Below are 24,203 nucleotides of genomic sequence, written 5' to 3'. Positions count from 1 at the left end.
GCCGGGGAGAGAAGCGAGGACGAGGTATGAGCACCATGGGCGAGGGAACGCGGGCGGTACGAGCCGGCCTGCCGGAACCGCAGCAGTACGAGCCCACCCTCCCCGGCCCGGTCTTCGCCGCGCACTACCACCTGTCCGGCGAACCGACCGGCCCCTACACCTACGGCCGGGACACCAACCCGACCTGGACCCGTCTCGAACGCGCCATCGGGGAGCTCGAAGCGCCGGGGGAGAGCGTGGAGACCACGGTCTTCGCCTCCGGCATGGCCGCGATCTCGGCCGTCCTGCTGTCCCAGGCGCGCAGCGGCGACGCCGTCGTCCTGCCCGACGACGGCTACCAGGCGCTTCCCCTGCTCCGGGCGCAGCTGGAGGCGTACGGAGTCGAGGTGCGGACCGCCCCGACCGGAGGCGACGCGCAGCTGGCCGCGCTGGAGGGGGCGAAGCTCCTGTGGCTCGAGACGCCCTCCAACCCGGGGCTCGACGTCTGCGACGTGCGGCGGCTCGTCGAGGCCGCGCACGCCGGCTCCACGCTGGTGGCCGTCGACAACACCCTCGCCACCCCGCTCGGCCAGCGCCCGCTGGAGCTGGGCGCCGACTTCTCGGTGGCCAGTGACACCAAGGGGATGACCGGCCACGGCGACCTCCTGCTCGGCCATGTGACCTGCCGCGATGCCGAGCTCGCCGCCGGGGTGCGGCGCTGGCGCAAGGTCGTCGGCGCGATCCCCGGCCCGATGGAGGCATGGCTCGCGCACCGGTCGCTGGCCACGCTGGACCTGCGGAGCGAGCGGCAGTGCGCCAATGCCCTCGCTCTCGCCGAGGCGCTCAGCGAGCACCCGGACGTGACCGGGCTGCGCTACCCGGGCCTGCCCACCGACCCCTCGTACGCGAACGCGGTGCGGCAGATGCGGCGCTTCGGCTCGGTGGTGTCGTTCGTGCTGGCCGACCGGGAGACCGCGGAGCGCTTCCTGTCGGCCCTGCGCCTGGCGGAGGACGCCACCAGTTTCGGCGGCGTACGCTCCACCGCCGAGCGGCGGGCCCGCTGGGGCGGCGACGCCGTACCGGAAGGGTTCATCCGCTTCTCCGTCGGCGCCGAGAACGCCGCCGACCTGGTGGCCGATGTCGAGCAGGCGCTGACCGCGGCCACCGGCGGAAACTGACCGCCCGCCCCTGTCCCGCGGTGCGGTACGGGCGGTCCGAGCCTCCCCCCTCGTGGCTCGGACCGCCCCGGCCCTGCGCGTCGGCAATTGCCGCCTTTGCCGCCTTTGCCGCGTGAAGAACCGCCTCGACAAGGCTAGTTGACTCTGCGTCAGTGTCCAATCACAGTAGCGACAGCGACCTATCGACATATTTATGGTTGACCGGGTCCCATTCGGATGCGTCACTGCGTGAGGGCAGGAGGGACGGGACGTGGATCTGGCGCTGCTGCGCACCTTCGTCACCGTGCACCGAGCAGGCTCCTTCACCCGCGCCGCCGCACTGCTGGGCCTCTCGCAGCCCGCCGTGACCTCGCAGATCCGCACCCTGGAACGACAACTGGGCCGCCCGCTCTTCCTGCGCAGGGCCCGCGGGGTGACTCCGACGACGATCGGCGACGAACTCGCGCACCGGGCCGCCCCCCATCTGGACGCGCTCGTCGAGATCACCGAGACCGACCTGGACGAGGAGTCGCGGGTACGGACACTGCATCTGGCGGGACCGCCGGAATTCCTCGCCCTGCGCGTGCTGCCCGCGCTCACCCCGCTGGTCGCCCAGGGCCTCGCGCTGCGCGGCTCGTTCTCCGCCGATACGGACGAGACCCTGGAGGGCCTGGCCGCCGGCCACCACGACCTGGCCGTCGTGACGGCCCGGCCGCGCGGCGAGCTGCTCACCGCCACTCCCCTCTGCGACGAGGAGCACGTCCTGATCGCCGCCCCGCGCTGGGCAGGACGCCTGGGCCCGGGAACGCTGCGGCGCAACGGGCCCGTGGTCCTGGACCAGCTGCCCGTGGTCGAGGTGCACGAGAGCCTGCCGTTCGTCTCCCGCTACTGGGCCGCGGTCTTCGACAGCCCGCCCGCGGCCGCCGGAGCCGTCATCGTGCCGGATCTGCGGGCAGTCCTGGAGTGCGCGGCGGCGGGTGCCGGGCTTGCCGTGCTGCCGCGCTATCTGTGCGAGGAGGCGCTGGAACGGGGCGAGGTGGTGGCGCTCCTCGACCCTCCGGTCCCGCCCCTGCGCACCTACTTCCTGGCCGCGCGGACCGGCACGCTCGCGCTTCCGCATCTCGCCCGGGCGCACGAGTGGCTCCTGCGTGCCGCGGCCGACTGGTGACCTCAGGGACGTCCGGCAGCCCCGAGGTGTTTCAGAACGGGTCCCGCGGGCCACGCTCTTGCCATGACCGAACGTCCTGTGGTCAAGCGCACCGCACGCGCCATCCTGCTCGATGGCGACGACCTCATCCTCATCAAGCGCACCAAGCCCGGAGTGGATCCGTACTGGGTCACGCCGGGCGGCGGGGTCGAACCCGAGGACGCCACCGTCGTCGACGCCCTGCACCGTGAGGTGGACGAGGAACTCGGCGCCAAGATCACCGATGTGGTGCCGTGCTTCGTCGACACCGTGGAACACATCGAGGAGGGCGGGGTGAAGGGCGTCAAGGTCCAGCACTTCTTCGTCTGCCGCCTCGACTCCATGGACCTGACCCTGCGGCACGGCCCCGAGGTCAACGAGCCCTGCGGGGAGTACGACGTCGTACGCGTACCGTTCAGCCGGGTCGGGATCGCCGCAGTACATCTCGTGCCTCTGTCGCTGCGGCACTACCTGGACGGCAACATCGAGGGGGTCCGCGCCCTGCACGCCCGCGATCTGGGGTGATGCGGCCGCTCGGCCTCGGCCTGCGCCCGAGCCGCCCGCTTCCGAGGTGTCTGCTTCCCGGACTGTCTACTCCTGAGCCATCTGCCGCCGAACTGTCTGCTCCTGAGCCGTCTGCTCGTGAACTGTCTGCTCCTGAGCCGTCTGCTCGTGAGCCGTCGCTTCCCGCACCGCCGGTCCGGGGGGCCATGTTTCACGTGAAACCGGTCTGTCGCCTCCACACCCGGTGCGATTTTCGGCTGCGCGTCTCGGCCAGATCCGGTAAAGCGGTGGACGGGCGATCGCCGGTCGGACAGCCTGGCCCGTATGTCCAGCTCACTGCCCCGCCCGCTGACCGATCTGCCCCTCCGGCGCCTCACCCGGGACGACTTGGTCCCCTGTGCCGACCTCAGCGAGGACCGCGGCTGGCCGCGCGACGAGGAGCGCTGGACGCTGCTACTGGCCGCCGGCACGGGTTACGGCATCGACGACCCGGACAGCAAGGGCCTGATGGCGAGCTGTGTACTGGTCTCGTACGGCCCCGAGCTGGCGGCCGTCGGCATGCTGCTGGTCGCCGGCCGCCATGCCCGGCGGGGCGTGGGCCGGTACCTGATGGAGAGGGTGATCGAGGCGGCCGGGGGCACCCCGCTCAGCCTCTACGCGACCTCGGCCGGGCGGCCGCTCTACGAGGGCCTCGGGTTCGTTCCGGTGGGGCGCACGGTCCGCCTGAAGGGGCATTTCCGGCCAACCGCGGAATCCGGCTCCACCGCTTCCGGTGGCGCGAAGCCGTCCGGCAGTGCGGACGTCTTCGTTCGGCCTGCTTCGGCCGGTGATCTACGGGCCATGGTGCAGCTGGACTCGGACGTCTTCGGGCTCGACCGTACCCATCTGCTGACCCGGTTCCCGACCTTCGCCGCCCACTTGCGGGTGGCGGAGGCGAACGGGGAGCTGATCGGGTACGCCGCGCTCTCGCCCAGCGGGGACAACCACGCGGTCGGGCCGCTGGTCGCCAGGGACACCGCGACGGCGAAGCTGCTCGTGTCCTCGCTGGCCGAGGCGACGGACCGGCCCCTGCGCGTGGACATCGATGCCCGCCACGAGGAGCTGCTCGCCTGGGTCGGGGCGTGCGGGCTGCGGCCCCACTCGGAGACCACGGAGATGGTCCTCGGCGGGCGGCAGCACGGGGACCGGGCCCGGTACTTCGGCCCCCTGAGCCTGGCGACCGGCTGACGCCCGGCCCCCACCCCGAGCACGTACGCGGGGGGGCGGGCGTCTGCCATCAACTTCGGGCCGCGGGGACGGTCGCCGGCTCCGGGGTACGGGCGGCGACAGGACCTGGGCGGACCGGGGTGGTCGCACGGCGTTCCAGTACGTCGGAGACAACGGCGAGCAGCAGCGCAAAGGCGGCGAGCGCCGCGCCGACCCAGTTGGGGGCGGTGTAGCCGAGACCGGCGGCGATGACGAGGCCGCCCAGCCACGCCGAGAGCGCGTTGCCAAGGCTGAAGGCGCCGATGTTCACGGCCGAGGCCAGGGCCGCATAACCCGTCCCGCCGACTGCGTAGGCTGCGGATCATGACCGATTTGGACATACGCCCGGCGACAGCCGACGACCTGGCCGCAATCGTGGCACTGCTCGCCGACGACCCGCTGGGAGCACGGCGCGAGTCACCGGACGACCTCACCCCTTACCGGGCCGCGCTCGGGCGGCTGGCGGACGATCCGAACCAGCACATGATGGTCGCCGTGCGCGCGGACCGCGTCGTCGGCACCCTGCAGCTGACAGTGATCCCGGGGCTCTCCCGGCGCGGTTCGACCCGTTCCGTGATCGAGGGGGTCCGCATCCACGCGGACGAACGCGGAAGCGGTCTCGGTACCCGGCTGATCCAGTGGGCCGTGGACGAATCCCGTCGCCAGGGCTGCCAACTGGTCCAGCTCACCTCCGATGTGTCCCGCACCGACGCGCACCGCTTCTACGAGCGGCTCGGCTTCGTGGCCAGCCATGTGGGCTTCAAGCTCGCCCTCTGAACCCCGTCTGCCCTCCGCGTCCCCGAGGAGCCGCCTTGCAACGCATCAGTGACGAACAACGGCGCATCCGGATCGGCCGCCGCCATCTGCTGGCTTGCGAGGCACGCGCGCAGTCGCCCGTGGTGGTGGCCGACGCCCTCGTCGCCCTCCACGCGACCGATGCGGCCACCGTCTTCCTCTCCGTCTGCGCCCGGCTCACCGGCCCTTGCGTCGCCGCCGTAGAACGGTGCCTCTACGAGGACCTCTCGCTGGTGCGGATGCTCTCCATGCGCAACACCCTCTTCGTCGTATCGGACGAGCTGGCCCCACGCGTCGAGGCCGCGAACGCACGCGCTGTGGCCGCGAAGGAGCGCCGGACCCTGCTCAAGCACCTGCGGGAGGACGGCAACGGCCTGGATGAGCGCTGGCTGAACGAGGCGGAGCGAAGCGCCCTCGCGTTCCTCGACCGCAGTGGCCCGGTCTCCGGCAGTGAACTCGCCGCCGGTGTGGCCGCACTCCGCACCAAGATCACGCTGTTTCCCGGGAAGAAGCAGGAGGCGGTACAGGGTGTCGCCACCCGCGTGATCCGGGTGCTGGCCGCAGAGGGGAAAATCCGGCGGGACCGGCCACGGGGTTCCTGGACCTCCAGCCAGTTCCGCTGGGCGCCCGCCCGGCCCCGGCCAGTGGAGGAGACGGCCCGAGCCCAGGCGGAACTGGCCCTGTGCTGGCTCCGGGCGTACGGACCCGCCACCGAGGCCGACCTCAAGTGGTGGACCGGCTGGGGGACCCGCGAAGTCCGCACGGCGCTGACTGCGGTCGACGCCGAAGAGGTACGGCTCGACAGCGGAACCGTCGCCTGGGTGGCCCACGGGGACGCCGAGCTTGAGCCGGCACCCGCGCCGTGGGCGGCTCTGCTGCCCGCGCTCGACCCGAGCGCGATGGGCTGGGCGGATCGCGGCTTCCATCTGCCGTCAGAGCATCGAGCGGCGTTCTTCGACCGCTCCGGCAACATCGGGCCCACGGTGTGGTGGGACGGCCGGATCGTGGGTGGCTGGGCGCAGCGTGGCGACGGCGAGCCGGTCTGGCGTCTACTGACGGATGCCGGCCGGGATGCCTCGACGGCGATCGAGGCCGAGGCATCCCGGATGTCGGCCTGGATGGGGGAAGCCCGGATCACACCGCGCTTCCGGACCCCTCTGGAACGGGAGTTGACGGCCTGAGCCGCCGGGCCGCCTGTTTCACGTGAAACGGGCGGCTCTCAGTTCTCCAGGCCCCGCCACCCCTCCTTGTCCACGCCCCCCGGCACGGCCGCCTCCGGATCGTACGGCTCACGGGTGAAGACGAACGACCCCACGTCGAGGTGGTTGACGGTGCCGTCGTCGTTCCGCACGATCCGCAGCGTCTCCCCCGCGTAGTAGCCGTCCAGTCCGACCCAGGTGCCATCGGGACGCGCGGCGAAACGGGCGCCTCGGCCCTGGCCGTTGACCGGACGCAGTTCGAGCCCGCGGTCGGCGGTCAGATGCAGGACGTTGGCGCGCGTGGCCCAGTACCACGCACCGGTCAGGGCGAGGAGTTCCGGGTCGACCTCGGGCAGGGGCCGCCACGGTTCGGGAATCCGGGGCTCGGCCTCGGCGACGATGTCCACCAGGTCGGCGGCCACCTCGCCGATCGGCAGTCCCGAGGTGGCGTTGACGAGCACAACGGCTGCCACGTCGTCCTCGGCGCTGACCCAGAGGGTGGCCAAGAAGCCCGGGAGCGAGCCCGTGTGTCCGTAGAAGGTGCGGCCCTTCCTCCGGATCAGCTGGAGCCCCAGGCCGTAGCACCCGTCCCAGTCATCCCGCTCCAGGGGCGTCGAAGGCCGCTTCATCTCCTCCACCGACGCGGCACAGAGCACCCGGTCGTCTCCCTCGGCGAGGAAGGCGGCGAAGCGGAGCAGGTCGGCGGTGGTGGACCAGAGCTGCCCAGCCGGCGCCATCAGGCCCAAATCCTCGGCCGGTTCGGGCAGCAGGGCATCGGCCCAGGGGTGGACCGCCCAGCCGTCGGCGTGCGGAGCCTGTGGCCGGGGAGATGTGCGGTGCATGCCCAGGGGCTCCAGCGCCTCACGGCGCAGCACCTCTGCCCAGGACGCCCCGCGTACGGCCTCCACCAGTGAACCGAGCAGGGTGTAGCCCGGGTTGGAGTAGTGGTGGCGGTGGCCGGGCGGGTGCATCGCGATCTGCTCACCGAGCACATCCGCAAGAGTGGGGCGCAGGCTGCCAGGAGTCCGCTCCCACCAGGGTGCGGTCGTCTCGGCCCCGAGCCCGGCGCTGTGCCCCAGCAGCTGATGGACGGTGACGTCGCCCGCCCCGGTGCCGGGCAGGTGCTTCTCCAGCGGGTCGGCCAGATCGAGAAGCCCCTCGTCGCGCAGTCGAAGCACCAGCACCGCGGTGAACGTCTTGGTGAGGGAGCCGATCCTGAACTGCGTGTCGGAGTCCGGAGCATGGCCGTCGACACAGCTGCGGGAGCCGTCCCACACGCTCTGCCCCTGCCGCTGTACCGCGGCGACCAGAGAGGGGGTACGGCCTTCGGCCTGGGCGGTGGCGACGCGGTGCAGCAATGCGCGCCGGGTACCGGGAAGCAACTGTTCAGCGGGAGAAGTCATCGTCAACAACTACCGCCCGAGTCCCCGTATGGCGACTCCATTTCCCGGTCGCAACGGCTCCCGTGACTCGTGGCGCCGGCGCGCGAGAAGGACAGTGGGTGAGTCTGCAGTGAGGCGTGCCGCCCGGCACGCGCTCAGCGAGCCGCCGACGCCGCCCCAAGTCACCTACGGGCTGACTGAGTTCGGCCAGGACATCGGCGCGCCGCTGACGGACCTGTTCGATCGGTCACACAACGGCTCGCAGTCGGCGCGGCATCCGCCACGGAGCGGCTGAGCGCAACAGGTCAAGCGAAGCAGCTGAGCGCCCCAGCCCCTCAGCCTGTCCCGCGTGTGGCTCACGCCGCCGAGTGAACAGGCTGCCCAGCCAGTCCCAGTCGCGTGGCCGATCGGCCACGCAACGGCCACGCAACGGCCACCGGCCGCGAGAATTGGCTGGCCGATCTGAGATCCCGCAAAAGTGCCGATCAGGTCTGCGCCATGTCCACGAAGCGCGAGTAGTGGCCCTGGAAGGCGACCGTGATCGTCGCCGTCGGGCCGTTTCGGTGCTTGGCCACGATCAGGTCCGCCTCGCCGGCGCGGGGCGACTCCTTCTCGTAGGCATCCTCGCGGTGCAGCAGGATCACCATGTCGGCGTCCTGCTCGATGGAGCCGGACTCGCGGAGGTCGGAGACCATCGGCTTCTTGTCGGTGCGCTGCTCGGGTCCACGGTTCAGCTGGGAGAGCGCGATGACCGGCAGCTGCAGTTCCTTGGCGAGCAGCTTGAGGTTTCGCGACATGTCCGAGACTTCCTGCTGGCGGCTCTCGGCGCGCTTGGAGCCGCCGGACTGCATCAGCTGCAGGTAGTCGATGACCACGAGCTTGAGGTCGTTGCGCTGCTTGAGGCGGCGGCACTTCGCCCGGATCTCCATCATGGAGAGGTTGGGGGAGTCGTCGATGTAGAGAGGGGCCGCGGAGACGTCCGGCATCCGCCGAGCCAGCCGCGTCCAGTCCTCGTCGGTCATCGTGCCGGAACGCATGTGGTGCAGGGCGACCCGTGCCTCGGCGGACAGCAGGCGCATGGCGATCTCGTTCCGCCCCATTTCCAGGGAGAAGATCACACTGGGGAGGTTGCTCTTGATCGAGCAGGCCCGGGCGAAGTCCAGCGCGAGGGTGGACTTACCCATGGCGGGACGCGCTGCGATGACCACCATCTGACCCGGGTGCAGCCCGTTGGTCAGGGCATCGAGGTCGGTGAACCCCGTGGGCACACCCGTCATCTCGCCGCTTCGGGAACCGATCGCCTCGATCTCGTCGAGGGCGCCTTCCATGATGTCGCCGAGCGGCAGGTAGTCCTCACTGGTCCGCTGCTCGGTGACGGCGTAGATCTCGGCCTGCGCGGAGTTGACGATGTCGTCGACGTCGCCGTCGGCCGCGTATCCCATCTGCGTGATCTTCGTACCGGCCTCGACGAGCCGTCGCAGGACCGCCCGCTCGTGAACGATCTCCGCGTAGTACGAGGCGTTGGCCGCGGTCGGCACCGACTGGACCAGGGTGTGCAGATACGGGGCGCCGCCCACCTTGGTGATCTCGCCGCGCTTGACCAGCTCGGCGGCCACAGTGATCGGGTCGGCCGGCTCGCCCTTGGCATAGAGGTCGAGGATCGCCTGGTAGACGGTCTCGTGCGCGGGGCGGTAGAAGTCGTGGCCCTTGATGATCTCCACGACATCGGCGATGGCGTCCTTGGACAGGAGCATGCCGCCGAGGACGGACTGCTCGGCGTCGAGGTCCTGGGGAGGCACCCGCTCGAACCCCGATGAGCCACCCTCCCAGTCCTGGCTCTCCCGGCCGCGGTCGTGCCGCTCGCCCCGGTCCTCACTCCGGCGCTGACGGGAAACGGGCAGCCGGTCACTGGGGCCGGTGTCGGCCCAAGGGTCGTCCAAGGGTTCGGGAATGCTCACCCGGCCACCTCCTCCCGTCCGCTCCGCGGACCTAGCCGTGCCACTCTTTCTTACGGCACGGCACCGACAAACAAGACCCCCGACTCCGGTTCCGGTGTGTCGAGTTCTGCGATCTCGCAGAGCCGAAACGGGGTGGGGGCGCCGCACTACGGTAGGCGGCTCGGCACCGTCAGCCAATCTGGTTATCCACAGGGCTTGTGGACGACGGACCAGATGCTGTGGAGAAGTCCCCAGAACCTGTGCACGGAGCGGGGGACAGCACTGTGGACAAACTCATAGCGGCTTCCCCAACACGGCTTTGACCTGCACGTTCACCATCCACCGGCTGTGGGAGAGAAAAAGTTTGGGGGGCAGGCCGAGATCACGGCATGTCGCACACAGGAGATATCCACAGGAGAGAAAATGTAAGGGCCCCAAGGGGATTGCATCTATTACCTGTGGAAGATTAGATTGGCTGCCATGATCCAGGCACCGGGGACCCCGACGTCCCGTCGCCGACGGCACGATCGCGAGATCATCGCGCTCGCCGTCCCCGCCTTCGGCGCGCTCGTTGCCGAACCTCTTTTCGTCATGGTCGACAGCGCGATCGTCGGTCATCTCGGCACCCCGCAACTGGCCGGTCTCGCCGTCGCCGCCGCACTGCTGACGACCGCCGTGAGCATCTTCGTCTTCCTGGCCTACGCCACCACGGCAGCCGTCGCCCGACGCGTCGGCGCCGGTGATCTCGCCGCCGCGATCCGCCAGGGCATGGACGGCATCTGGCTCGCGCTCCTGCTCGGTCTCGCCGTAATCGCCGTGACGCTCCCTCTGGCCCCCTGGCTCGTGGACGTATTCGGCGCCTCCCACACCGCCGCCCCCTACGCCGTCACCTACCTCCGGGTCTCCAGCCTCGGCATCCCCGCAATGCTGGTGGTCATGGCCGCGACCGGCGTGCTCAGGGGCCTCCAGGACACCCGCACCCCGCTCTATGTCGCAGTCGGTGGCTTCGCCGCCAACGCGGCCCTCAACGCCGGTCTCGTCTACGGCGCCGGCCTCGGCATCGCCGGCTCCGCCTGGGGCACGGTCATCGCCCAGCTCGCGATGGCCGCCGCCTATCTCGTCGTCGTGGTCCGCGGTGCCCGGCGGCACGGCGCCTCCCTGCGCCCCGACGCCGCTGGCATCAAGGCATGCGCCCAGGCGGGCGTGCCCCTCCTGGTCCGAACGCTGTCGCTCCGCACCGTCCTGCTCATCGCCACCGCGGTCGCCGCCCGGCTCGGCGACACCGATATCGCCGCGCACCAGATCATCCTCTCGCTCTGGAGCCTGATGGCCTTCGCCCTGGACGCCATCGCCATTGCGGGGCAGGCCATCATCGGGCGCTACCTGGGGGCGAACGACACCCGAGGGGCACGTGAGGCGTGCCGCCGCATGGTGGAGTGGGGTGTCGCGTCCGGCGTGGTCCTCGGCGTGCTGATCGTCCTGGCCCGCCCCTTGTTCGTGCCTCTGTTCACCAGCGACACCTCGGTGCAGGACGCCCTGCTCCCGGCCCTCCTGGTGGTCGCCGCCACCCAGCCGGTCGCCGGGGTCGTCTTCATCCTGGACGGCGTACTGATGGGCGCCGGCGACGGACCTTATCTGGCCTGGGCCATGATCGTGACTCTCGCCGTCTTCGCCCCGGCGGCACTCCTGGTCCCCGCTCTCGGCGGCGGCCTGGGCGCGCTGTGGTGCGCGATGGCGCTGATGATGCTCGTGCGGATGGCGACGCTCTGGCTCCGTACCCGCTCGGGCAAATGGTTGGTCACCGGCGCGATCCGCTGACCGCGAGAGCACCGGGCAGGCTCACGGCCCAGGCCCGCAGCCTCGTTCGGCACATGTTTCACGTGAAACAGCGGAGGGTCGTTTCACGTGAAACAGTGAAGGGCCGCACCCAGGGGGTGCGGCCCTTCACTGTTCTGCTGAGGTGCGGCCTGATCAGGCGGCAACAACCTCGATGCCGAGCTTCGCAGCGACCTCGGGGTGCAGACGCACGGACACCTGGTGTCCGCCGAGCGTCTTGATCGGCGAGCCGAGCTCGACGCGACGCTTGTCCACGTCCGGGCCACCGGCGGCCTTGATCGCCGAGGCGATGTCGGCCGGGGTGACGGAGCCGAAGAGACGACCGGCGTCGCCGGAGCGAACGGCCAGACGGACCTTCACGGCCTCGAGCTTGGACTTGATCTCGTTGGCCTGCTCGATCGTGGCGATCTCGTGGATCTTGCGGGCGCGGCGGATCTGCGCCACGTCCTTCTCGCCACCCTTGGTCCAGCGGATGGCGAAGCCACGCGGAACCAGGTAGTTACGGGCGAACCCGTCCTTGACGTCGACAACGTCACCAGCAGTACCGAGGCCGGAGACCTCGTGGGTGAGGATGATCTTCATGATTCGGTCACCCTTCCCTTATCGCGCGGTGGACGTGTAGGGCAGCAGCGCCATCTCACGGCTGTTCTTGACTGCCGTGGCGACGTCACGCTGGTGCTGCGTGCAGTTGCCGGTGACGCGGCGGGCACGGATCTTGCCGCGGTCGGAAATGAACTTCCGCAGCATGTTCGTGTCCTTGTAGTCCACGTACTGGGTCTTGTCCTTGCAGAACGCGCAGACCTTCTTCTTAGGCTTGCGCACAGGCGGCTTCGCCATGGTGTTTCTCCTGTGTGATCAAGAAGTGGGGGTACGAGCTCCCTAGAAGGGGGGCTCGTCCGAGTAGCCGCCGCCGGAGCCGCCGGAGTTTCCACCCCAGCTGCCTCCGCCTTGCTGGCCCCCGCCCTGGCCGCCGGCCGGAGCGCTCGTGGCCCACGGGTCGTCGGCGGGAGCGCCGCCACCACCCTGCTGGCCACCACCGGGACCGCCGCCCCAGTTACCGCCGCCCTGCTGGCCGCCGCCGTATCCACCCTGGCCGCCCTGGCCACCACGACCCGTGGTCTTGGTGACCTTGGCAGTGGCGTTCTTGAGGCTGGGGCCGACTTCCTCGACATCCAGCTCGTAGACCGTGCGCTTGACGCCCTCGCGGTCTTCGTACGACCGCTGCTTCAGCCGGCCCTGCACGACAACGCGCATGCCTCGCGTGAGCGACTCGGCGACGTTCTCCGCCGCCTGCCGCCAGACCGAGCAGGTGAGGAACAGCCCTTCGCCGTCCTTCCACTCATTGGTCTGCCGGTCGAAGATGCGGGGAGTGGACGCGACACGGAACTTCGCGACCGCCGCACCGGACGGGGTGAAGCGCAGCTCGGGGTCGTCGACGAGATTGCCGACGACCGTGATGACGGTCTCGCCTGCCATGGGTGAACCTCTCGGCGGGGATTTCTTCTGGCTGCTTGCTGCTACTCGGACCCGATGACCGCTGAGCTAGAAGCTCAGTGGATCTCGGGGCGGAGGACCTTGGTCCGGAGGACCGACTCGTTCAGGTTCATCTGGCGGTCGAGCTCCTTGACGACCGCAGGCTCGGCCTGCAGGTCGATGACCGAGTAGATGCCCTCGGGCTTCTTCTTGATCTCGTAAGCGAGACGACGACGGCCCCAGGTGTCGACCTTCTCAACCTTTCCTTCGCCCTCACGGACGACGGAGAGGAAGTTCTCGATCAGCGGGGAGACTGCTCGCTCCTCGAGATCGGGGTCGAGGATGACCATCACCTCGTAGTGACGCATGTGGAACCCACCTCCTTTGGACTCAGCGGCCACGGTCGTTCCGTGGCAGGAGGGTCGTGATGCGTTGAGCAACGGTGCCCGAGTAAAACAGCCGCCACTGACAGCGCCCTCCGCGAGGAGGGGCCGGCTGTGTTGGCCTGGGCAGACACCGGTGCAGACCGACCAGAGTACCCGCAGACCGGCTTCCGGTTGAAATCCGGTGGTCAGGGGACGCAATCTGTACACATCGGGTGTGAGCGGCGCCACGAGACGCCGCCTTTCGGCCAGGAGGTACTCCATGGCACAGACAACGCGGACCCGCCCTACCGTCTCCCTCTTCGCCACGGACGGCAGGCCCCATCCGCTGCAGAACGCCCTCGTCGTGATCACGCTGGTCCTCGGCGCTCTCGCCTTCGTGTCGGCGATGTTCCACAACCTGCATCTGCTCAGCTCGTGGGCCGGCCTCATCGGCATCCTCACGGGGGCCTACGGCCAGTACATCTCCGTGACCACGCGGGAGAGGTTCCCGCTGATCATCGGGATGGGCGCGGCCGCTCTCGGGTTCTTCCTTGGCATGGCCCACGGCGGACTGTTCGGCGGCGTGGTCGGCTGAAGCCGCCGACCCGGCCTCCCGTGCGGCCCGGGGCGGCCTCGTCACCCGGCGGGGCCGTTCCCGCACGCCGTACGGAACAGGACGGGTACGACGGGGCCAGACCGCGCGCTTCCCGGCCACAGTAGGCTTCGGCGCGAGAGCCGGAGCCCCTGACCGATGGGGACACACCTGCCGAGGAGCGCCCCGCATGAGCCTGACCCTGAGGACCATCAGCCGAGAGCAACATCTGGCGTACATCCAGAGTCTGCCCGCGGCCAGTCACATGCAGGTCCCGGCATGGGCGGATGTGAAGGCCGAGTGGCGCTCGGAGAGCCTGGGCTGGTTCGACAAGACCGGCCAGCTCGTCGGCGTGGGCCTGGTCCTCTACCGGCAGCTGCCCAAGATCAAGCGCTACCTGGCGTACCTGCCCGAAGGCCCGGTCATCAACTGGTACGCCCCGAACCTGAACGACTGGCTGGAGCCGATGCTGGCGCACCTCAAGCAGCAGGGCGCCTTCTCGGTGAAGATGGGCCCGCCGGTGGTCATCCGCCGCTGGGACGCGGCCGCCATCAAGGCCGGCATCCAGGACCCCGACGTCAAGCGCCTGCGCGACGTCGAGGCCACGCACATCGAGCCGCGCGCCTTCGAGGTCGCCGACCGGCTGCGGAAGATGGGCTGGCAGCAGGGCGAGGACGGCGGCGCCGGATTCGGTGACGTGCAGCCCCGCTACATCTTCCAGGTGCCGCTGGCCAACCGCTCCCTCGAAGACGTCCACAAGGGCTTCAACCAGCTCTGGCGGCGCAACATCAAGAAGGCCGAGAAAGCCGGCGTCGAGGTCGTCCAGGGCAGCTACGCGGAGCTCGACGAGTGGCAGCGGCTGTACGAGATCACGGCGGAGCGCGACCACTTCCGGCCGCGCCCCCTCGGCTACTTCCAGCGCATGTGGACGGCCCTCAACAACGAGGACCCCAACCGGATGCGGCTCTACTTCGCCCGTCACGAGGGCGAGAACGTCGCGGCGGCCACCATGCTGATCGTCGGCGGCCACGTCTGGTACTCCTACGGCGCCTCGGCCAACCACAAGCGCGAGGTCCGCCCCTCGAACGCGATGCAGTGGCGGATGCTGCGCGACGCGTACGCCATGGGCGCCACGGTCTACGACCTGCGGGGCATCTCGGACTCGCTGGACGAGACCGACCACCTCTTCGGCCTGATCCAGTTCAAGGTCGGCACCGGCGGGCAGGCGGCCGAGTACCTCGGTGAGTGGGACTTCCCGCTCAACAAGCTCCTGCACAAGGCGCTCGACATCTACATGTCACGCCGCTGATCCGTGCCCCACAGCTGACGAAACCGGCTTCATTCGTTTCAATGGGGCCTGAACACGCTTCTCATCCCTGATTCACCGCAACCACCAGAAGGGTTCCGGACCGGCCATGGCGCTCTCCCTGTACGTCGACACCGCGCGCTGGCGGGCGCACCAGAAATCCGTTCTCGACCAGTTCCCGGGCATCGTGCCGGTCTGCAAGGGCAACGGGTACGGCTTCGGCCACGAGCGGCTGGCCGACGAGGCGATCCGCTTCGGCTCCGACATCCTCGCGGTAGGCACCACCTACGAGGCGGCCCGCATCAAGGACTGGTTCAGCGGTGACCTGCTCGTGCTCACGCCGTTCCGGCGGGGTGAGGAGCCGGTGCCGCTGCCCGACCGCGTCGTACGGTCCGTCTCGTCCGTGGACGGAGTGCACGCCCTGGTGGGCGCCCGGGTCGTCATCGAGTGCATGAGCTCGATGAAACGCCACGGGGTCAAGGAGGAGGAACTCGGGCAGCTGCACGCCGCCATCGAGGACGTGCGCCTCGAAGGGTTCGCCCTCCACCTGCCGCTGGACCGCACCGACGGTTCGGACGCCGTGGAGGAGGTCATCGCGTGGATGGACCGCCTCCGGGCGGCCCGGCTGCCGCTGCACACGATGTTCGTCAGCCATCTGCGGGCCGAGGAGCTGGCCCGGCTGCAGCAGCAGTTCCCGCAGACCCGTTTCCGTGCCCGGATCGGTACCCGGCTCTGGCTGGGCGACCACGAGGCGACGGAGTACCGGGGTGCGGTGCTCGACGTCACGCCCGTCGTCAAGGGCGACCGGTTCGGCTACCGCCAGCAGAAGGCCGCGTCCGACGGCTGGCTGGTCGTCGTGGCCGGCGGCACCTCGCACGGCGTGGGCCTGGAGGCGCCGAAGGCGCTGCACGGCGTGATGCCGCGTGCCAAGGGCGTCGCCCGCGCGGGCCTGGCCACCGTGAACCGCAACCTGTCGCCGTTCGTCTGGGCCGGCAAGCAGCGCTGGTTCGCCGAACCGCCGCACATGCAGGTGTCGATCCTGTTCGTGCCCTCGGACGCCGAGGAGCCTCGGGTGGGCGACGAGCTGGTGGCCCACCTGCGTCACACGACCACGCAGTACGACCGGCTCGTCGAGCACTGAGCCTGCGCCCGCCCCGGCGCTCAGTCGGCGGCGGGCGTGCCGGCCGTACCCCACTCCACCCGCGGGCCCTCGGCCATGGCCGCGTCACGGCGTGCGGGGCGGGTCTCGATGAGGCGGGTCAGCACGAAGGCGTCCTCTGCCCCGTCGAGCACCCCGCCCGACGGGTCGTCCGAGCCGTCGCGCCGCGCCTCGTCGCGCTCCGGCATCAGGATGTCGCGTACGACGACGGCACACAGGTACAGCGTGCCCAGCAGGTGCAGGACGATCGCGAGCTGGTAGCCCTCCGTCGGCAGCCCCTGGTGCTTGTCGCCGCTCGTCGTGTACGCGAGGTACATCCAGATCCCCAGGAAGTACAGGACCTCGCACGCCTGCCAGATCAGGAAGTCCCGCCAGCGGGGCCTGGCCAGCGCGGCGAGGGGGATCAGCCAGAGCACGTACTGCGGTGAGTAGACCTTGTTGACGAGGATGAACACCGCGACGACGAGGAAGGCGAGCTGAGCGAACCGTGGCCGGCGCGGGGCCGTCAGCGTCAGGACGCCGATGCCGGCGCACAGTACGACCGTGGCCAGTGTCGAGACGGTGTTGACCGTGCTGACGTCGATGGACTCACCGGTGCGTTGGGTGATGACCAGCCAGAAGGACCCGAAGTCGATCGACCGTTCCTCGCTGAACGTGTAGAACTTCTTCCATCCCTCCGGGGCGAAGATCATCACTGGCAGATTGACCACCAGCCAGGAGCCGGCCGCGCCCAGAGCGGCCGCCCCGAACTCCCGCCATCGGCCCGCCCGCCAGCAGAGCACGAGCGCCGGCCCCAGCAGCAGTACGGGGTAGAGCTTGGCTGCCGTGGCCAGCCCGACGAGGATGCCGAACGCCAACGGGCGGCTCCTGGACCACATCAGCATCGCCGCCGCCGTGAGGGCGACGGCCAGCAGGTCCCAGTTGATCGTGGCGGTGAGCGCGAAGGCGGGGGCGAGCGCCACCAGGAGGCCGTCCCAGGGGCGCCGCCGGTGTGTGCGGACGACGCACACGGCGATCACCGCGGTGCAGATCATCAGCATGCCCGCGTTGACGAGCCAGTAGGCCTGCTCCTGTTCCTGGAGGGACCCACCCGGCGTCAGCCAGGCGGCGACCTGCATGAACACGCCTGTGAGGACGGGGTACTCCAGGAACTGCATGTCGCCCGGCAGCCGGTCGAAGTACGGCACCAGGCCGTCGGCGAATCCACGGCCCGAGTACAGGTGCGGAATGTCCGAGTAGCACGCGTGGGTGTACTGGGAGCCGGCGCCCCTGAACCAGGCCCAGTTGTAGCAGGGCAGCTTCTGCACCATGCCGAGTGCGAACATCCCGATGGCCACCAGTGCGACGGCCCCCACGGGGGTGAGTGCGGTGGTGCCGAGCCGTGCCCAGCGCCCCGACCTCCCACCGATCAGCTCGCTGCCGGCCGCCGCGACCTCGTCGCGGTGCGTGGGCCGTACGACGGCCCGTTCCTGGTGCACGCTCGTGTCCTCTGCGCTTGGCATGCCGCACATCCTGCCGTACGGGACTGTGGAAACGACGAGGACCGCCGCACCTGGGGTGCCGCGGCCCTCGTCCGTTCGATCGGATCACCTCGCGCCGGGCTGTGCGCCGGGCGCGAGGTGCGTTGCCTGCCGGGCGCTACCCGGCCGGGTCACCGAACCAGGCCCCATTGGAGTTGCTGTTGCCGTTCCCGTTCCCGTTCCCGTTGCCGTTGCCGTTGCCGCCGGTCCCGGGGTCCGGAGTGGAGCCGCCGTCGCCCTCCGTCGTACCGGCGGAGGTTCCGGTGCCCGTACCGCCGTCGTTGCCCTGGATCGTGCCCACGTTCGTGCCACCGTCCTCCCCGCCCGTGGAATTGCCGCCGCCGTTGTTCTGGCAGTTCCAGCCCCACGTACCGCAGGTGTCGGTCGGGTCGGGGGTCGGGGCGTCCGGGGTCGGGGTCGGCGTGGGGGTCGGCGTCGTCGTCTCGGACGCGGTCGGCGTGGGAGTGGGGGTCGGGCTGGGCTTCTTGGAGGCGCCGCCGCCGTAGACCTTGTCCCCGATCGGCTCCGCCTTGGGGAAGGCCACGGCCTTTTGGTCCTTCATGGCCTCGGCCATGTAGTCGTGCCAGACCTGTGCGGGGAAAGAAGCACCGTGGATCTTGTTCTGTCCACCGGTGCCGTACATCTTCTCGAACCCGCGGTCCTTGTTCTTCTCGTCGTCGTCCAGCCGGTACATGCTGATCGCCGTCGAGAGCTGCGGGGTGTAGCCGACGAACCAGGCGGACAGGTTGTCGTCGGTCGTACCGGTCTTGCCCGCGACCTCGCGGTCCGTGAGCCTGGCCGACGTACCGGTCCCCTTCTCCACGACGTTCTTCAGCACGTCCGTGACGTTGTCGGCGATGACGCTGTCGAAGGCGCTCTTGGTGACCACCTTGTGCTGGTAGACGGGCTTCCCGCTCTTCTTCACCTCGGTGACGGAGAAGGGCTCACGCTGCTGACCCCGGGCCGCGAAGGTGGCGTAGGCGCCGGCCATGCTCGTCGCGCTGGGCGAGGACGTACCGATGGAGAACGACGGAACGCTGGCGTCCGCCATGTACTGGTCGTCCTTCAGGCCGGCCGCGATGGCCGCTTCCTTCACCTTGTCGGTGCCGACGTCCATACCCAGCTGCACATAGGGCGAGTTGGCCGACCACTGCATGGCCTCACGAAGGGTGATGTTGCCGTACGACTCGTGGTCGTCGTTGGTCTGCAGCCACTCCTTGCCCTCCTTGTCGGTCCAGACCTCGCCGTTGTACTTCTTGATCTTCAGCTTGTCGGCACCGTTGTAGATGCTCAGCGGCGAGACCTTCGTACGCTGCGACTCGCCCTGGTCCGGACCGCCCGAGGCGTCCCGCTTGCCGTACTCCATGGCGGCTGCCAGCACGAAGGGCTTGAAGGTGGAGCCGACCGCGGCGCCGGTGGGACCGGCGTTGCTGGTGTAGTGCTTCGTCGCGTCCTCGCCGCCGTAGATCGCCTCGATGGCCCCGGTCTTGGGGTCCACCGACGAACCGCCGAACTGGACGTGGGTGTCCTCCGGGCGCTTCTTCGGGTCGATGTTCTCGTCGTAGACCCTCTTGACGGCCTTGCTGAGCTGATTGACCTTCTTCCTGTCGAAGGTCGTGTGGATCTCGTAGCCGCCCTGGTCGAGCATGTCCTTGGTGACGTCGGTGTTGTTGAGGAACTCGGCCTTGGCGGTGTTGACGAGGTAGCCGATCTGGCCGCCCAGCTGCTCGTTCCGCTTCGGCTTGTCGGGCATAGGGAACTCCTTGTACCCGTCCCGCTCCTTCTGCGACATCCGGCCGTCCTTCACCTCTTCGTCGAGGATCCAGTTCCAGCGCTTCTTCGCCCGCTCGAGATTCTTCTCCGCGGTCGCCTGCACCGGGTCGACCTCCGGCGCACCCGCGGGGTCGTAGTAGCTGGCGCCCTTGAGGAGGCTGGCCATGAAGGCGCACTCGCTCGCGTTCAGGTCCTTGGCGTCCTTGCCGTAGTACGTACGGGCAGCGGCCTGCAGGCCCGAGGCTCCGCGTCCGTAGTACGAGACGTTGAGGTACCCGGCCATGACCTCCTTCTTCTTCATCTCGCTGCCGACCTTCAGCGTGATGAAGAGTTCCTCGAACTTGCGGCTCAGGGTCTGCTCCTGCGAGAGCCGCGAGTTCTTCACGTACTGCTGGGTGATCGTCGACCCACCCTGGGTCTCGCCGCCCTTGGCCATGTTGAACAGGGCCCGGGCGATACCCATCGGGTCGATGCCGTGGTCGCTGTCGAAGGACTTGTTCTCCGCGGAGATGACGGCGTTGCGCATCGCCTCGGGGATCTGGGCGTAGTCGATGACCTGGCGGTTGACCTCACCGCCGGTCGCCACCATCTGGGTGCCGTCCTTCCAGAAGTAGACGTTGTTCTCCGCCTTCGCGGCCGCCTTGATGTCCGGCTTGGCGACCATCGCGTACGCGAGGCCGGCGAGGCCCATCAGAAGGCCGAGGAAGCCGATGCACAGGCCGGAGACCAGCTTCCACGACGGCATCCAGCGCCGCAGGCCCTGCTTGCCGACCCGCGGGTAGTCGATGAAGCGCTTCTTCGCCGGTCGGCGGCCTCCGCGTCCACGGCCCGGGCCCTCCTCCCCTCCGTCCCCGCCGCCGCGACGCCGGCCACCGCCGCCGTCGGAACCTCCGCGGCCTCCGCCGCCGCGCTGCGCGGCCCGTCTGGCGGCGGCGCGCCCGCCGTAGGGGGCTTCCTCGCGGTGGGCGTCGGAAGGTGAAGCTGAGGTGACTCCGCGTGACGGTGCTGCGCGGCGTCCTGAGGACTGCTGGGCGGCTCGTCGGGCCGCGGCACGTCCGCCACCTTGCGGTTGCGACGTTTTGCGACGGTGCTCGCTCATCGAACGACTACTCCTCGGGCAGGCGAAACGCCTGGAAGCGGCAGGTGAGATCCGGTCCCCCGAAATGACGGACCAGCCCGGCGACAGGCTTGCCCGTAGTGCATCCGGCTGGCCCGCGAGCACTGACGCGCCCGCGCGTCTCGCGGTTCCCGGTGGTCTGCATGCCGCACAGACTACGCACGGTCAAAACCCTCCTGGGACCGAACTTCACCCCAAACAACGCAAGTCGGTTCCTAGGAATTAGCGATGTGACGCCGCTCACTGAGGCTCCCCTTGTCGCGACGAGCAGTCCGATCTATCGTGCTGATGTATCGAGTCGATACATCAGCTCGGTACATCGGCTCGGCACAGGGGCCCGCGAAAGCACTCGGAGAAGGAGGAGGCGAGGTTGAGCAGACGCTCCGGCATCCTTGAGTTCGCCGTCCTCGGACTGCTCCGCGAATCTCCGATGCACGGCTACGAGCTGCGCAAACGCCTCAACACTTCGTTGGGGATCTTCCGTGCCTTCAGTTACGGAACCCTCTACCCCTGCCTCAAGACGCTGGTCGCCAACGGCTGGTTGATCGAAGAACCGGGGAATGCTCCGGCAGAGGCGGCACCCGGTTCCGGCCGGGCCGTCGCTCCTGCCTCGTCCCTCGCGGGGCGCCGCGCCAAGATCGTCTACCGGTTGACGGCGGAAGGTAAGGAGCACTTCGAGGAGCTGCTCTCGCACACCGGCCCCGACTCCTGGGAGGACGAGCACTTCGCGGCTCGTTTCGCCTTCTTCGGACAGACGGAGCACGACGTGCGGATGCGGGTGCTGGAAGGCCGCCGCAGCCGGCTGGAGGAGCGCCTCGAGAAGATGAGCGCCTCTCTGGCCCGCACCCGCGAGCGTCTCGACGACTACACACTTGAGCTGCAGCGACACGGCATGGAGTCCGTGGAGCGCGAAGTGCGCTGGCTGAACGAGCTCATCGAGAGCGAGCGGTCGGGACGGGATCAGCGACGATCCTCGCCCGAGGGCTCAGCTCAGCAGAACACCGCAGGAGAGCCGGACGGCCTGCCCCGGCGGGGTGACAACCCGCCGGATCCGTCCGGCGACACCGCCAAGTGAGCTCCCCGCAGATCCGCGGAGGGCTCATCAGAAACATCCATTACACACAGGGAGCAACCGGAATGGGTTCGGTTCGCGTAGCCATCGTCGGCGTGGGCAACTGCGCCGCCTCGCTGGTCCAGGGCGTCGAGTACTACAAGGACGCCGATCCGGCCGGCAAGGTGCCCGGTCTGATGCACGTCCAGTTCGGCGACTACCACGTGCGGGACGTCGAGTTCGTCGCCGCCTTCGACGTCGACGCGAAGAAGGTCGGCCTCGACCTCTCGGACGCCATCGGCGCGAGCGAGAACAACACCATCAAGCTCTGCGACGTGCCGAACGCCGGCGTCACCGTCCAGCGCGGCCACACCCACGACGGCCTGGGCAAGTACTACCGCCAGACCATCGAGGAGTCCGACGAGGCCCCGGTCGACATCGTCCAGATCCTCAAGGACCGCAAGGTCGACGTCCTCGTCTGCTACCTCCCCGTGGGTTCCGAGGTCGCCGCGAAGTTCTACGCCCAGTGCGCCATCGACGCCAAGGTCGCGTTCGTCAACGCCCTCCCGGTCTTCATCGCCGGCACCAAGGAGTGGGCGGACAAGTTCACCGAGGCCGGTGTCCCGATCGTCGGCGACGACATCAAGTCGCAGGTCGGCGCCACCATCACGCACCGCGTGATGGCGAAGCTCTTCGAGGACCGGGGCGTCATCCTGGACCGCACGATGCAGCTGAACGTCGGCGGCAACATGGACTTCAAGAACATGCTCGAGCGTGAGCGCCTGGAGTCCAAGAAGATCTCCAAGACGCAGGCCGTCACCTCGCAGATCCGTGACCGCGACCTCGGTGCGGACAACGTCCACATCGGCCCGTCGGACTACGTGGCCTGGCTGGACGACCGCAAGTGGGCGTACGTGCGCCTCGAGGGCCGCGCCTTCGGTGACGTTCCGCTGAACCTGGAGTACAAGCTCGAGGTCTGGGACTCCCCGAACTCGGCCGGTGTCATCATCGACGCCGTCCGTGCCGCGAAGATCGCCAAGGACCGCGGCATCGGTGGCCCGATCCTCTCGGCGTCGTCGTACTTCATGAAGTCCCCGCCGGTTCAGTACTTCGACGACGAGGCCCGCGAGAACGTCGAGAAGTTCATCCGCGGTGAGGTCTCCAACTGACTCACGTGAGTCAGCCGGGCGGGTGAGGTGCGGCAACGTTCCTCACCTGCCGCATCGTTGAGGGTCCCCGGGCAATCCACCCGGGGGCCCTCGGCGTATGTGACCCTTGCTCCCATGCCTGTCGTGCATGACCTGCGCATACTTCTGCGCCTACGGAACTTCCGCCGCCTGCTGGCCGTGCGGATCCTGTCCCAGTCGGCCGATGGCGTCTACCAGGTGGCCCTCGCCACCCACGTGGTCTTCTCCCCGGAGAAGCAGGCGTCCGCGGGCGCCATCGCCTCCGCGATGGCCGTGCTCCTGCTGCCCTACTCGCTCATCGGCCCGTTCGCCGGTGTGCTGCTGGACCGCTGGCCCCGGCGCCAGGTCTTCCTCTACGGCAATCTGCTCCGTGCCGCGCTCGCCTGCTGCACCGCGCTCCTGATCATCGGAGCCGCTCCCGACTGGCTCTTCTACGCCTCCGCGCTCTGCGTCACCGCGGTCAACCGCTTCGTCCTCGCCGGCCTCTCCGCCGTCCTGCCACGGGTGGTCGACCGGAAGCAGTTGGTGCTGGCCAACTCGCTGTCGCCCACCGCGGGCACCCTCGCGGCCACCGCGGGCGGGGGGCTCGCCTTCGTCGTACGGATCCTGCTGGCCGACTCCGATGCCGCCGTGGTGCTCCTGGGAGCGGCGCTCTATCTCACCGCCGCACTGGCTTCGTTGAGCCTTGCCGCGAGACTCCTCGGGCCGGACCGCGACGCCGTGCGGCTGCCGCTGCGGGTGGCGCTCGCCGCGGCTGCCGGAGGGCTCCGTGACGGGCTGCGCCATCTGGTGGAGCACCGGAGCGCCTCACGGGCGCTGGCCGCGATGACGGTGATCCGGTTCTGCTACGGAGCGCTGACCGTCATGGTCCTGATGCTCTGCCGGTACGCCTGGACGGACAGCGAGGCCGACGGTCTGGCGCTGCTCGGCCTGGCGGTGGGGGTGTCGGGTGCCGGCTTCTTCGCGGCGGCGTTGCTGACTCCCTGGGCTGCGGGGCGGCTCGGCCGGTTCCGATGGATGGTGGTGTGTGCGGCGGCGGCCGCGGTCCTCGAACCGGTCCTGGGGCTGTGGTTCGCTCCCGTGCCGATGCTCGTCGCCGCGTTCGTCCTCGGACTCGTCACCCAGGGAGCGAAGATCGCCACGGACACGGTGGTGCAGACGGCCGTGGACGACGCCTACCGCGGCAGGGCCTTCTCGTTCTACGACGTGTTGTTCAACGTGGCTTTCGTCGCCGCAGCCGCAGTCGCCGCGCTGCTGCTGCCTCCTGACGGCCGGTCGGTCGAGCTGGTGATCGGCGTCGCCGTGCTCTATGCCGCCGTAGCCGCGAGCTTGGCGCATTGGAGTCGGGCAGGGAGAGTCCTATAGCGTGCGCGCGTCAAAGGCAGCGGCAGTGGGGCGGCGGACAGCCGCAGGGCCAGCAGCAGTGGGGCGGTCAGCCGC

General features: G+C 69.3%; 21 protein-coding genes and 2 pseudogenes. 14 read left to right on the top strand and 9 right to left on the bottom strand.

The window, feature by feature from the left end:
- Nucleotides 1-26: 26 nt before the first annotated feature.
- The 4 genes from E6R18_RS30595 to E6R18_RS30575 all read left to right on the top strand — a co-directional run bounded on the left by E6R18_RS30595 (nucleotide 27) and on the right by E6R18_RS30575 (nucleotide 4,053).
- On the top strand, nucleotides 27-1,157 hold the full coding sequence (locus tag E6R18_RS30595; RefSeq protein ID WP_136320130.1) for a cystathionine gamma-lyase: 1,131 nt from the start codon (nucleotides 27-29) through the stop codon (nucleotides 1,155-1,157).
- Between the two features lie 250 nt (nucleotides 1,158-1,407).
- Nucleotides 1,408-2,304: a LysR family transcriptional regulator gene (locus E6R18_RS30590; RefSeq protein ID WP_136320129.1), complete on the top strand. Its 897-nt coding sequence runs from the start codon at nucleotides 1,408-1,410 to the stop codon at nucleotides 2,302-2,304.
- Nucleotides 2,305-2,367: 63 nt separating this feature from the next.
- Nucleotides 2,368-2,847 carry an NUDIX hydrolase gene (locus tag E6R18_RS30585; RefSeq protein ID WP_136320128.1) on the top strand — a complete coding sequence of 160 codons (480 nt, stop codon included), beginning with the start codon at nucleotides 2,368-2,370 and terminating at the stop codon, nucleotides 2,845-2,847.
- A gap of 303 nt (nucleotides 2,848-3,150) precedes the next feature.
- Nucleotides 3,151-4,053: a GNAT family N-acetyltransferase gene (locus E6R18_RS30575; protein WP_136320126.1), complete on the top strand. Its 903-nt coding sequence runs from the start codon at nucleotides 3,151-3,153 to the stop codon at nucleotides 4,051-4,053.
- A gap of 49 nt (nucleotides 4,054-4,102) precedes the next feature.
- On the opposite strand, the pseudogene E6R18_RS30570 reads toward E6R18_RS30575, so the two are convergent.
- Nucleotides 4,103-4,354, bottom strand: a pseudogene (locus tag E6R18_RS30570) (MFS transporter); the annotation flags it as partial.
- 41 nt (nucleotides 4,355-4,395) lie between these two features.
- Between E6R18_RS30570 and E6R18_RS30565 the strand changes: the two are divergent.
- Nucleotides 4,396-4,848, top strand: coding sequence for a GNAT family N-acetyltransferase (locus E6R18_RS30565; protein ID WP_136320125.1), 453 nt, complete (start codon nucleotides 4,396-4,398; stop codon nucleotides 4,846-4,848).
- 35 nt (nucleotides 4,849-4,883) lie between these two features.
- Nucleotides 4,884-6,047 (top strand): winged helix DNA-binding domain-containing protein, encoded by a 1,164-nt coding sequence (locus tag E6R18_RS30560; RefSeq protein WP_136320124.1) that lies wholly within the window; start codon nucleotides 4,884-4,886, stop codon nucleotides 6,045-6,047.
- A 38-nt stretch (nucleotides 6,048-6,085) separates the two neighbouring features.
- Here E6R18_RS30560 and E6R18_RS30555 read toward each other — a convergent pair whose 3' ends face one another.
- Complete coding sequence (locus E6R18_RS30555) at nucleotides 6,086-7,468, bottom strand: serine hydrolase domain-containing protein (protein ID WP_136320123.1); 1,383 nt, start codon at nucleotides 7,466-7,468, stop codon at nucleotides 6,086-6,088.
- A 139-nt stretch (nucleotides 7,469-7,607) separates the two neighbouring features.
- On the opposite strand from E6R18_RS30555, the pseudogene E6R18_RS35135 reads away from it, so the two are divergent.
- Nucleotides 7,608-7,742, top strand: a pseudogene (locus E6R18_RS35135) (transcriptional regulator); the annotation flags it as partial.
- 190 nt (nucleotides 7,743-7,932) lie between these two features.
- Here E6R18_RS35135 and dnaB read toward each other — a convergent pair.
- Nucleotides 7,933-9,405 (bottom strand): replicative DNA helicase, encoded by a 1,473-nt coding sequence (gene dnaB, locus E6R18_RS30545; RefSeq protein ID WP_136320122.1) that lies wholly within the window; start codon nucleotides 9,403-9,405, stop codon nucleotides 7,933-7,935.
- Nucleotides 9,406-9,864: 459 nt separating this feature from the next.
- On the opposite strand from dnaB, the gene E6R18_RS30535 reads away from it, so the two are divergent.
- A complete protein-coding gene (locus tag E6R18_RS30535) occupies nucleotides 9,865-11,202 on the top strand; it encodes an MATE family efflux transporter (protein WP_136320121.1) in 1,338 nt (445 codons plus the stop codon).
- A 153-nt stretch (nucleotides 11,203-11,355) separates the two neighbouring features.
- Here E6R18_RS30535 and rplI read toward each other — a convergent pair whose 3' ends face one another.
- The 4 genes from rplI to rpsF all read right to left on the bottom strand — a co-directional run bounded on the left by rplI (nucleotide 11,356) and on the right by rpsF (nucleotide 13,061).
- Entirely contained in the window at nucleotides 11,356-11,802 is a 447-nt protein-coding gene (gene rplI / locus E6R18_RS30530; RefSeq protein WP_136320120.1) for a 50S ribosomal protein L9, read from the bottom strand.
- 18 nt (nucleotides 11,803-11,820) lie between these two features.
- Nucleotides 11,821-12,057 (bottom strand): 30S ribosomal protein S18, encoded by a 237-nt coding sequence (rpsR, locus tag E6R18_RS30525; RefSeq protein WP_003967857.1) that lies wholly within the window; start codon nucleotides 12,055-12,057, stop codon nucleotides 11,821-11,823.
- A 42-nt stretch (nucleotides 12,058-12,099) separates the two neighbouring features.
- Complete coding sequence (locus E6R18_RS30520; RefSeq protein WP_136320119.1) at nucleotides 12,100-12,696, bottom strand: single-stranded DNA-binding protein; 597 nt, start codon at nucleotides 12,694-12,696, stop codon at nucleotides 12,100-12,102.
- A gap of 74 nt (nucleotides 12,697-12,770) precedes the next feature.
- A complete protein-coding gene (rpsF, locus tag E6R18_RS30515) occupies nucleotides 12,771-13,061 on the bottom strand; it encodes a 30S ribosomal protein S6 (protein ID WP_018101872.1) in 291 nt (96 codons plus the stop codon).
- Nucleotides 13,062-13,338: 277 nt separating this feature from the next.
- On the opposite strand from rpsF, the gene E6R18_RS30510 reads away from it, so the two are divergent.
- From E6R18_RS30510 to E6R18_RS30500, 3 genes are all read left to right on the top strand, one after another.
- On the top strand, nucleotides 13,339-13,653 hold the full coding sequence (locus tag E6R18_RS30510) for a hypothetical protein (protein ID WP_136320118.1): 315 nt from the start codon (nucleotides 13,339-13,341) through the stop codon (nucleotides 13,651-13,653).
- A 187-nt stretch (nucleotides 13,654-13,840) separates the two neighbouring features.
- Nucleotides 13,841-14,959, top strand: a complete 1,119-nt coding sequence (locus E6R18_RS30505) for a peptidoglycan bridge formation glycyltransferase FemA/FemB family protein (protein ID WP_136320117.1) — start codon at nucleotides 13,841-13,843, stop codon at nucleotides 14,957-14,959.
- 106 nt (nucleotides 14,960-15,065) lie between these two features.
- Nucleotides 15,066-16,097, top strand: coding sequence for an alanine racemase (locus E6R18_RS30500; protein ID WP_136320116.1), 1,032 nt, complete (start codon nucleotides 15,066-15,068; stop codon nucleotides 16,095-16,097).
- A gap of 20 nt (nucleotides 16,098-16,117) precedes the next feature.
- Here the strand turns inward: E6R18_RS30500 and E6R18_RS30495 are convergent, their stop codons facing one another.
- On the bottom strand, nucleotides 16,118-17,617 hold the full coding sequence (locus tag E6R18_RS30495) for a glycosyltransferase 87 family protein (protein WP_168712480.1): 1,500 nt from the start codon (nucleotides 17,615-17,617) through the stop codon (nucleotides 16,118-16,120).
- A 136-nt stretch (nucleotides 17,618-17,753) separates the two neighbouring features.
- On the bottom strand, nucleotides 17,754-20,507 hold the full coding sequence (locus E6R18_RS30490) for a transglycosylase domain-containing protein (RefSeq protein WP_240799903.1): 2,754 nt from the start codon (nucleotides 20,505-20,507) through the stop codon (nucleotides 17,754-17,756).
- Between the two features lie 388 nt (nucleotides 20,508-20,895).
- Between E6R18_RS30490 and E6R18_RS30480 the strand changes: the two genes are divergently transcribed.
- The 3 genes from E6R18_RS30480 (at nucleotide 20,896) to E6R18_RS30470 (ending at nucleotide 24,128) form a co-directional block, all read left to right on the top strand.
- Nucleotides 20,896-21,600: a PadR family transcriptional regulator gene (locus E6R18_RS30480; RefSeq protein WP_136320115.1), complete on the top strand. Its 705-nt coding sequence runs from the start codon at nucleotides 20,896-20,898 to the stop codon at nucleotides 21,598-21,600.
- Nucleotides 21,601-21,662: 62 nt separating this feature from the next.
- On the top strand, nucleotides 21,663-22,745 hold the full coding sequence (locus E6R18_RS30475; protein ID WP_136320114.1) for an inositol-3-phosphate synthase: 1,083 nt from the start codon (nucleotides 21,663-21,665) through the stop codon (nucleotides 22,743-22,745).
- Between the two features lie 114 nt (nucleotides 22,746-22,859).
- The gene (locus E6R18_RS30470; protein ID WP_136320113.1) at nucleotides 22,860-24,128 is read left to right on the top strand and encodes an MFS transporter; all 1,269 of its coding nucleotides are present in this window, start codon (nucleotides 22,860-22,862) and stop codon (nucleotides 24,126-24,128) included.
- Nucleotides 24,129-24,203: the final 75 nt, after the last annotated feature.

It is taken from the genome of Streptomyces sp. A1277 (assembly GCF_004795015.1).
In the GTDB taxonomy this organism is placed as follows: Bacteria; Actinomycetota; Actinomycetes; order Streptomycetales; family Streptomycetaceae; genus Streptomyces.
The sequence above is the reverse complement of the archived record's forward strand: the minus strand, read 5'-3'. Positions and strand labels throughout refer to the sequence as shown.

Bases quoted from the DNA above. Each gene is read 5' to 3' on its own strand.
- E6R18_RS30595 (WP_136320130.1), top strand. From the start codon at position 27: ATGAGCACCATGGGCGAGGGAACGCGGGCGGTACGAGCCGGCCTGCCG.
- E6R18_RS30585 (WP_136320128.1), top strand. From the start codon at position 2,368: ATGACCGAACGTCCTGTGGTCAAGCGCACCGCACGCGCCATCCTGCTC.
- E6R18_RS30575 (WP_136320126.1), top strand. From the start codon at position 3,151: ATGTCCAGCTCACTGCCCCGCCCGCTGACCGATCTGCCCCTCCGGCGC.
- E6R18_RS30565 (WP_136320125.1), top strand. From the start codon at position 4,396: ATGACCGATTTGGACATACGCCCGGCGACAGCCGACGACCTGGCCGCA.
- E6R18_RS30555 (WP_136320123.1), bottom strand. From the start codon at position 7,468: ATGACTTCTCCCGCTGAACAGTTGCTTCCCGGTACCCGGCGCGCATTG.
- E6R18_RS30535 (WP_136320121.1), top strand. From the start codon at position 9,865: ATGATCCAGGCACCGGGGACCCCGACGTCCCGTCGCCGACGGCACGAT.
- rplI (WP_136320120.1), bottom strand. From the start codon at position 11,802: ATGAAGATCATCCTCACCCACGAGGTCTCCGGCCTCGGTACTGCTGGT.
- rpsR (WP_003967857.1), bottom strand. From the start codon at position 12,057: ATGGCGAAGCCGCCTGTGCGCAAGCCTAAGAAGAAGGTCTGCGCGTTC.
- E6R18_RS30520 (WP_136320119.1), bottom strand. From the start codon at position 12,696: ATGGCAGGCGAGACCGTCATCACGGTCGTCGGCAATCTCGTCGACGAC.
- rpsF (WP_018101872.1), bottom strand. From the start codon at position 13,061: ATGCGTCACTACGAGGTGATGGTCATCCTCGACCCCGATCTCGAGGAG.
- E6R18_RS30510 (WP_136320118.1), top strand. From the start codon at position 13,339: ATGGCACAGACAACGCGGACCCGCCCTACCGTCTCCCTCTTCGCCACG.
- E6R18_RS30505 (WP_136320117.1), top strand. From the start codon at position 13,841: ATGAGCCTGACCCTGAGGACCATCAGCCGAGAGCAACATCTGGCGTAC.
- E6R18_RS30500 (WP_136320116.1), top strand. From the start codon at position 15,066: ATGGCGCTCTCCCTGTACGTCGACACCGCGCGCTGGCGGGCGCACCAG.
- E6R18_RS30495 (WP_168712480.1), bottom strand. From the start codon at position 17,617: ATGCCAAGCGCAGAGGACACGAGCGTGCACCAGGAACGGGCCGTCGTA.
- E6R18_RS30490 (WP_240799903.1), bottom strand. From the start codon at position 20,507: ATGAGCGAGCACCGTCGCAAAACGTCGCAACCGCAAGGTGGCGGACGT.
- E6R18_RS30475 (WP_136320114.1), top strand. From the start codon at position 21,663: ATGGGTTCGGTTCGCGTAGCCATCGTCGGCGTGGGCAACTGCGCCGCC.
- E6R18_RS30470 (WP_136320113.1), top strand. From the start codon at position 22,860: ATGCCTGTCGTGCATGACCTGCGCATACTTCTGCGCCTACGGAACTTC.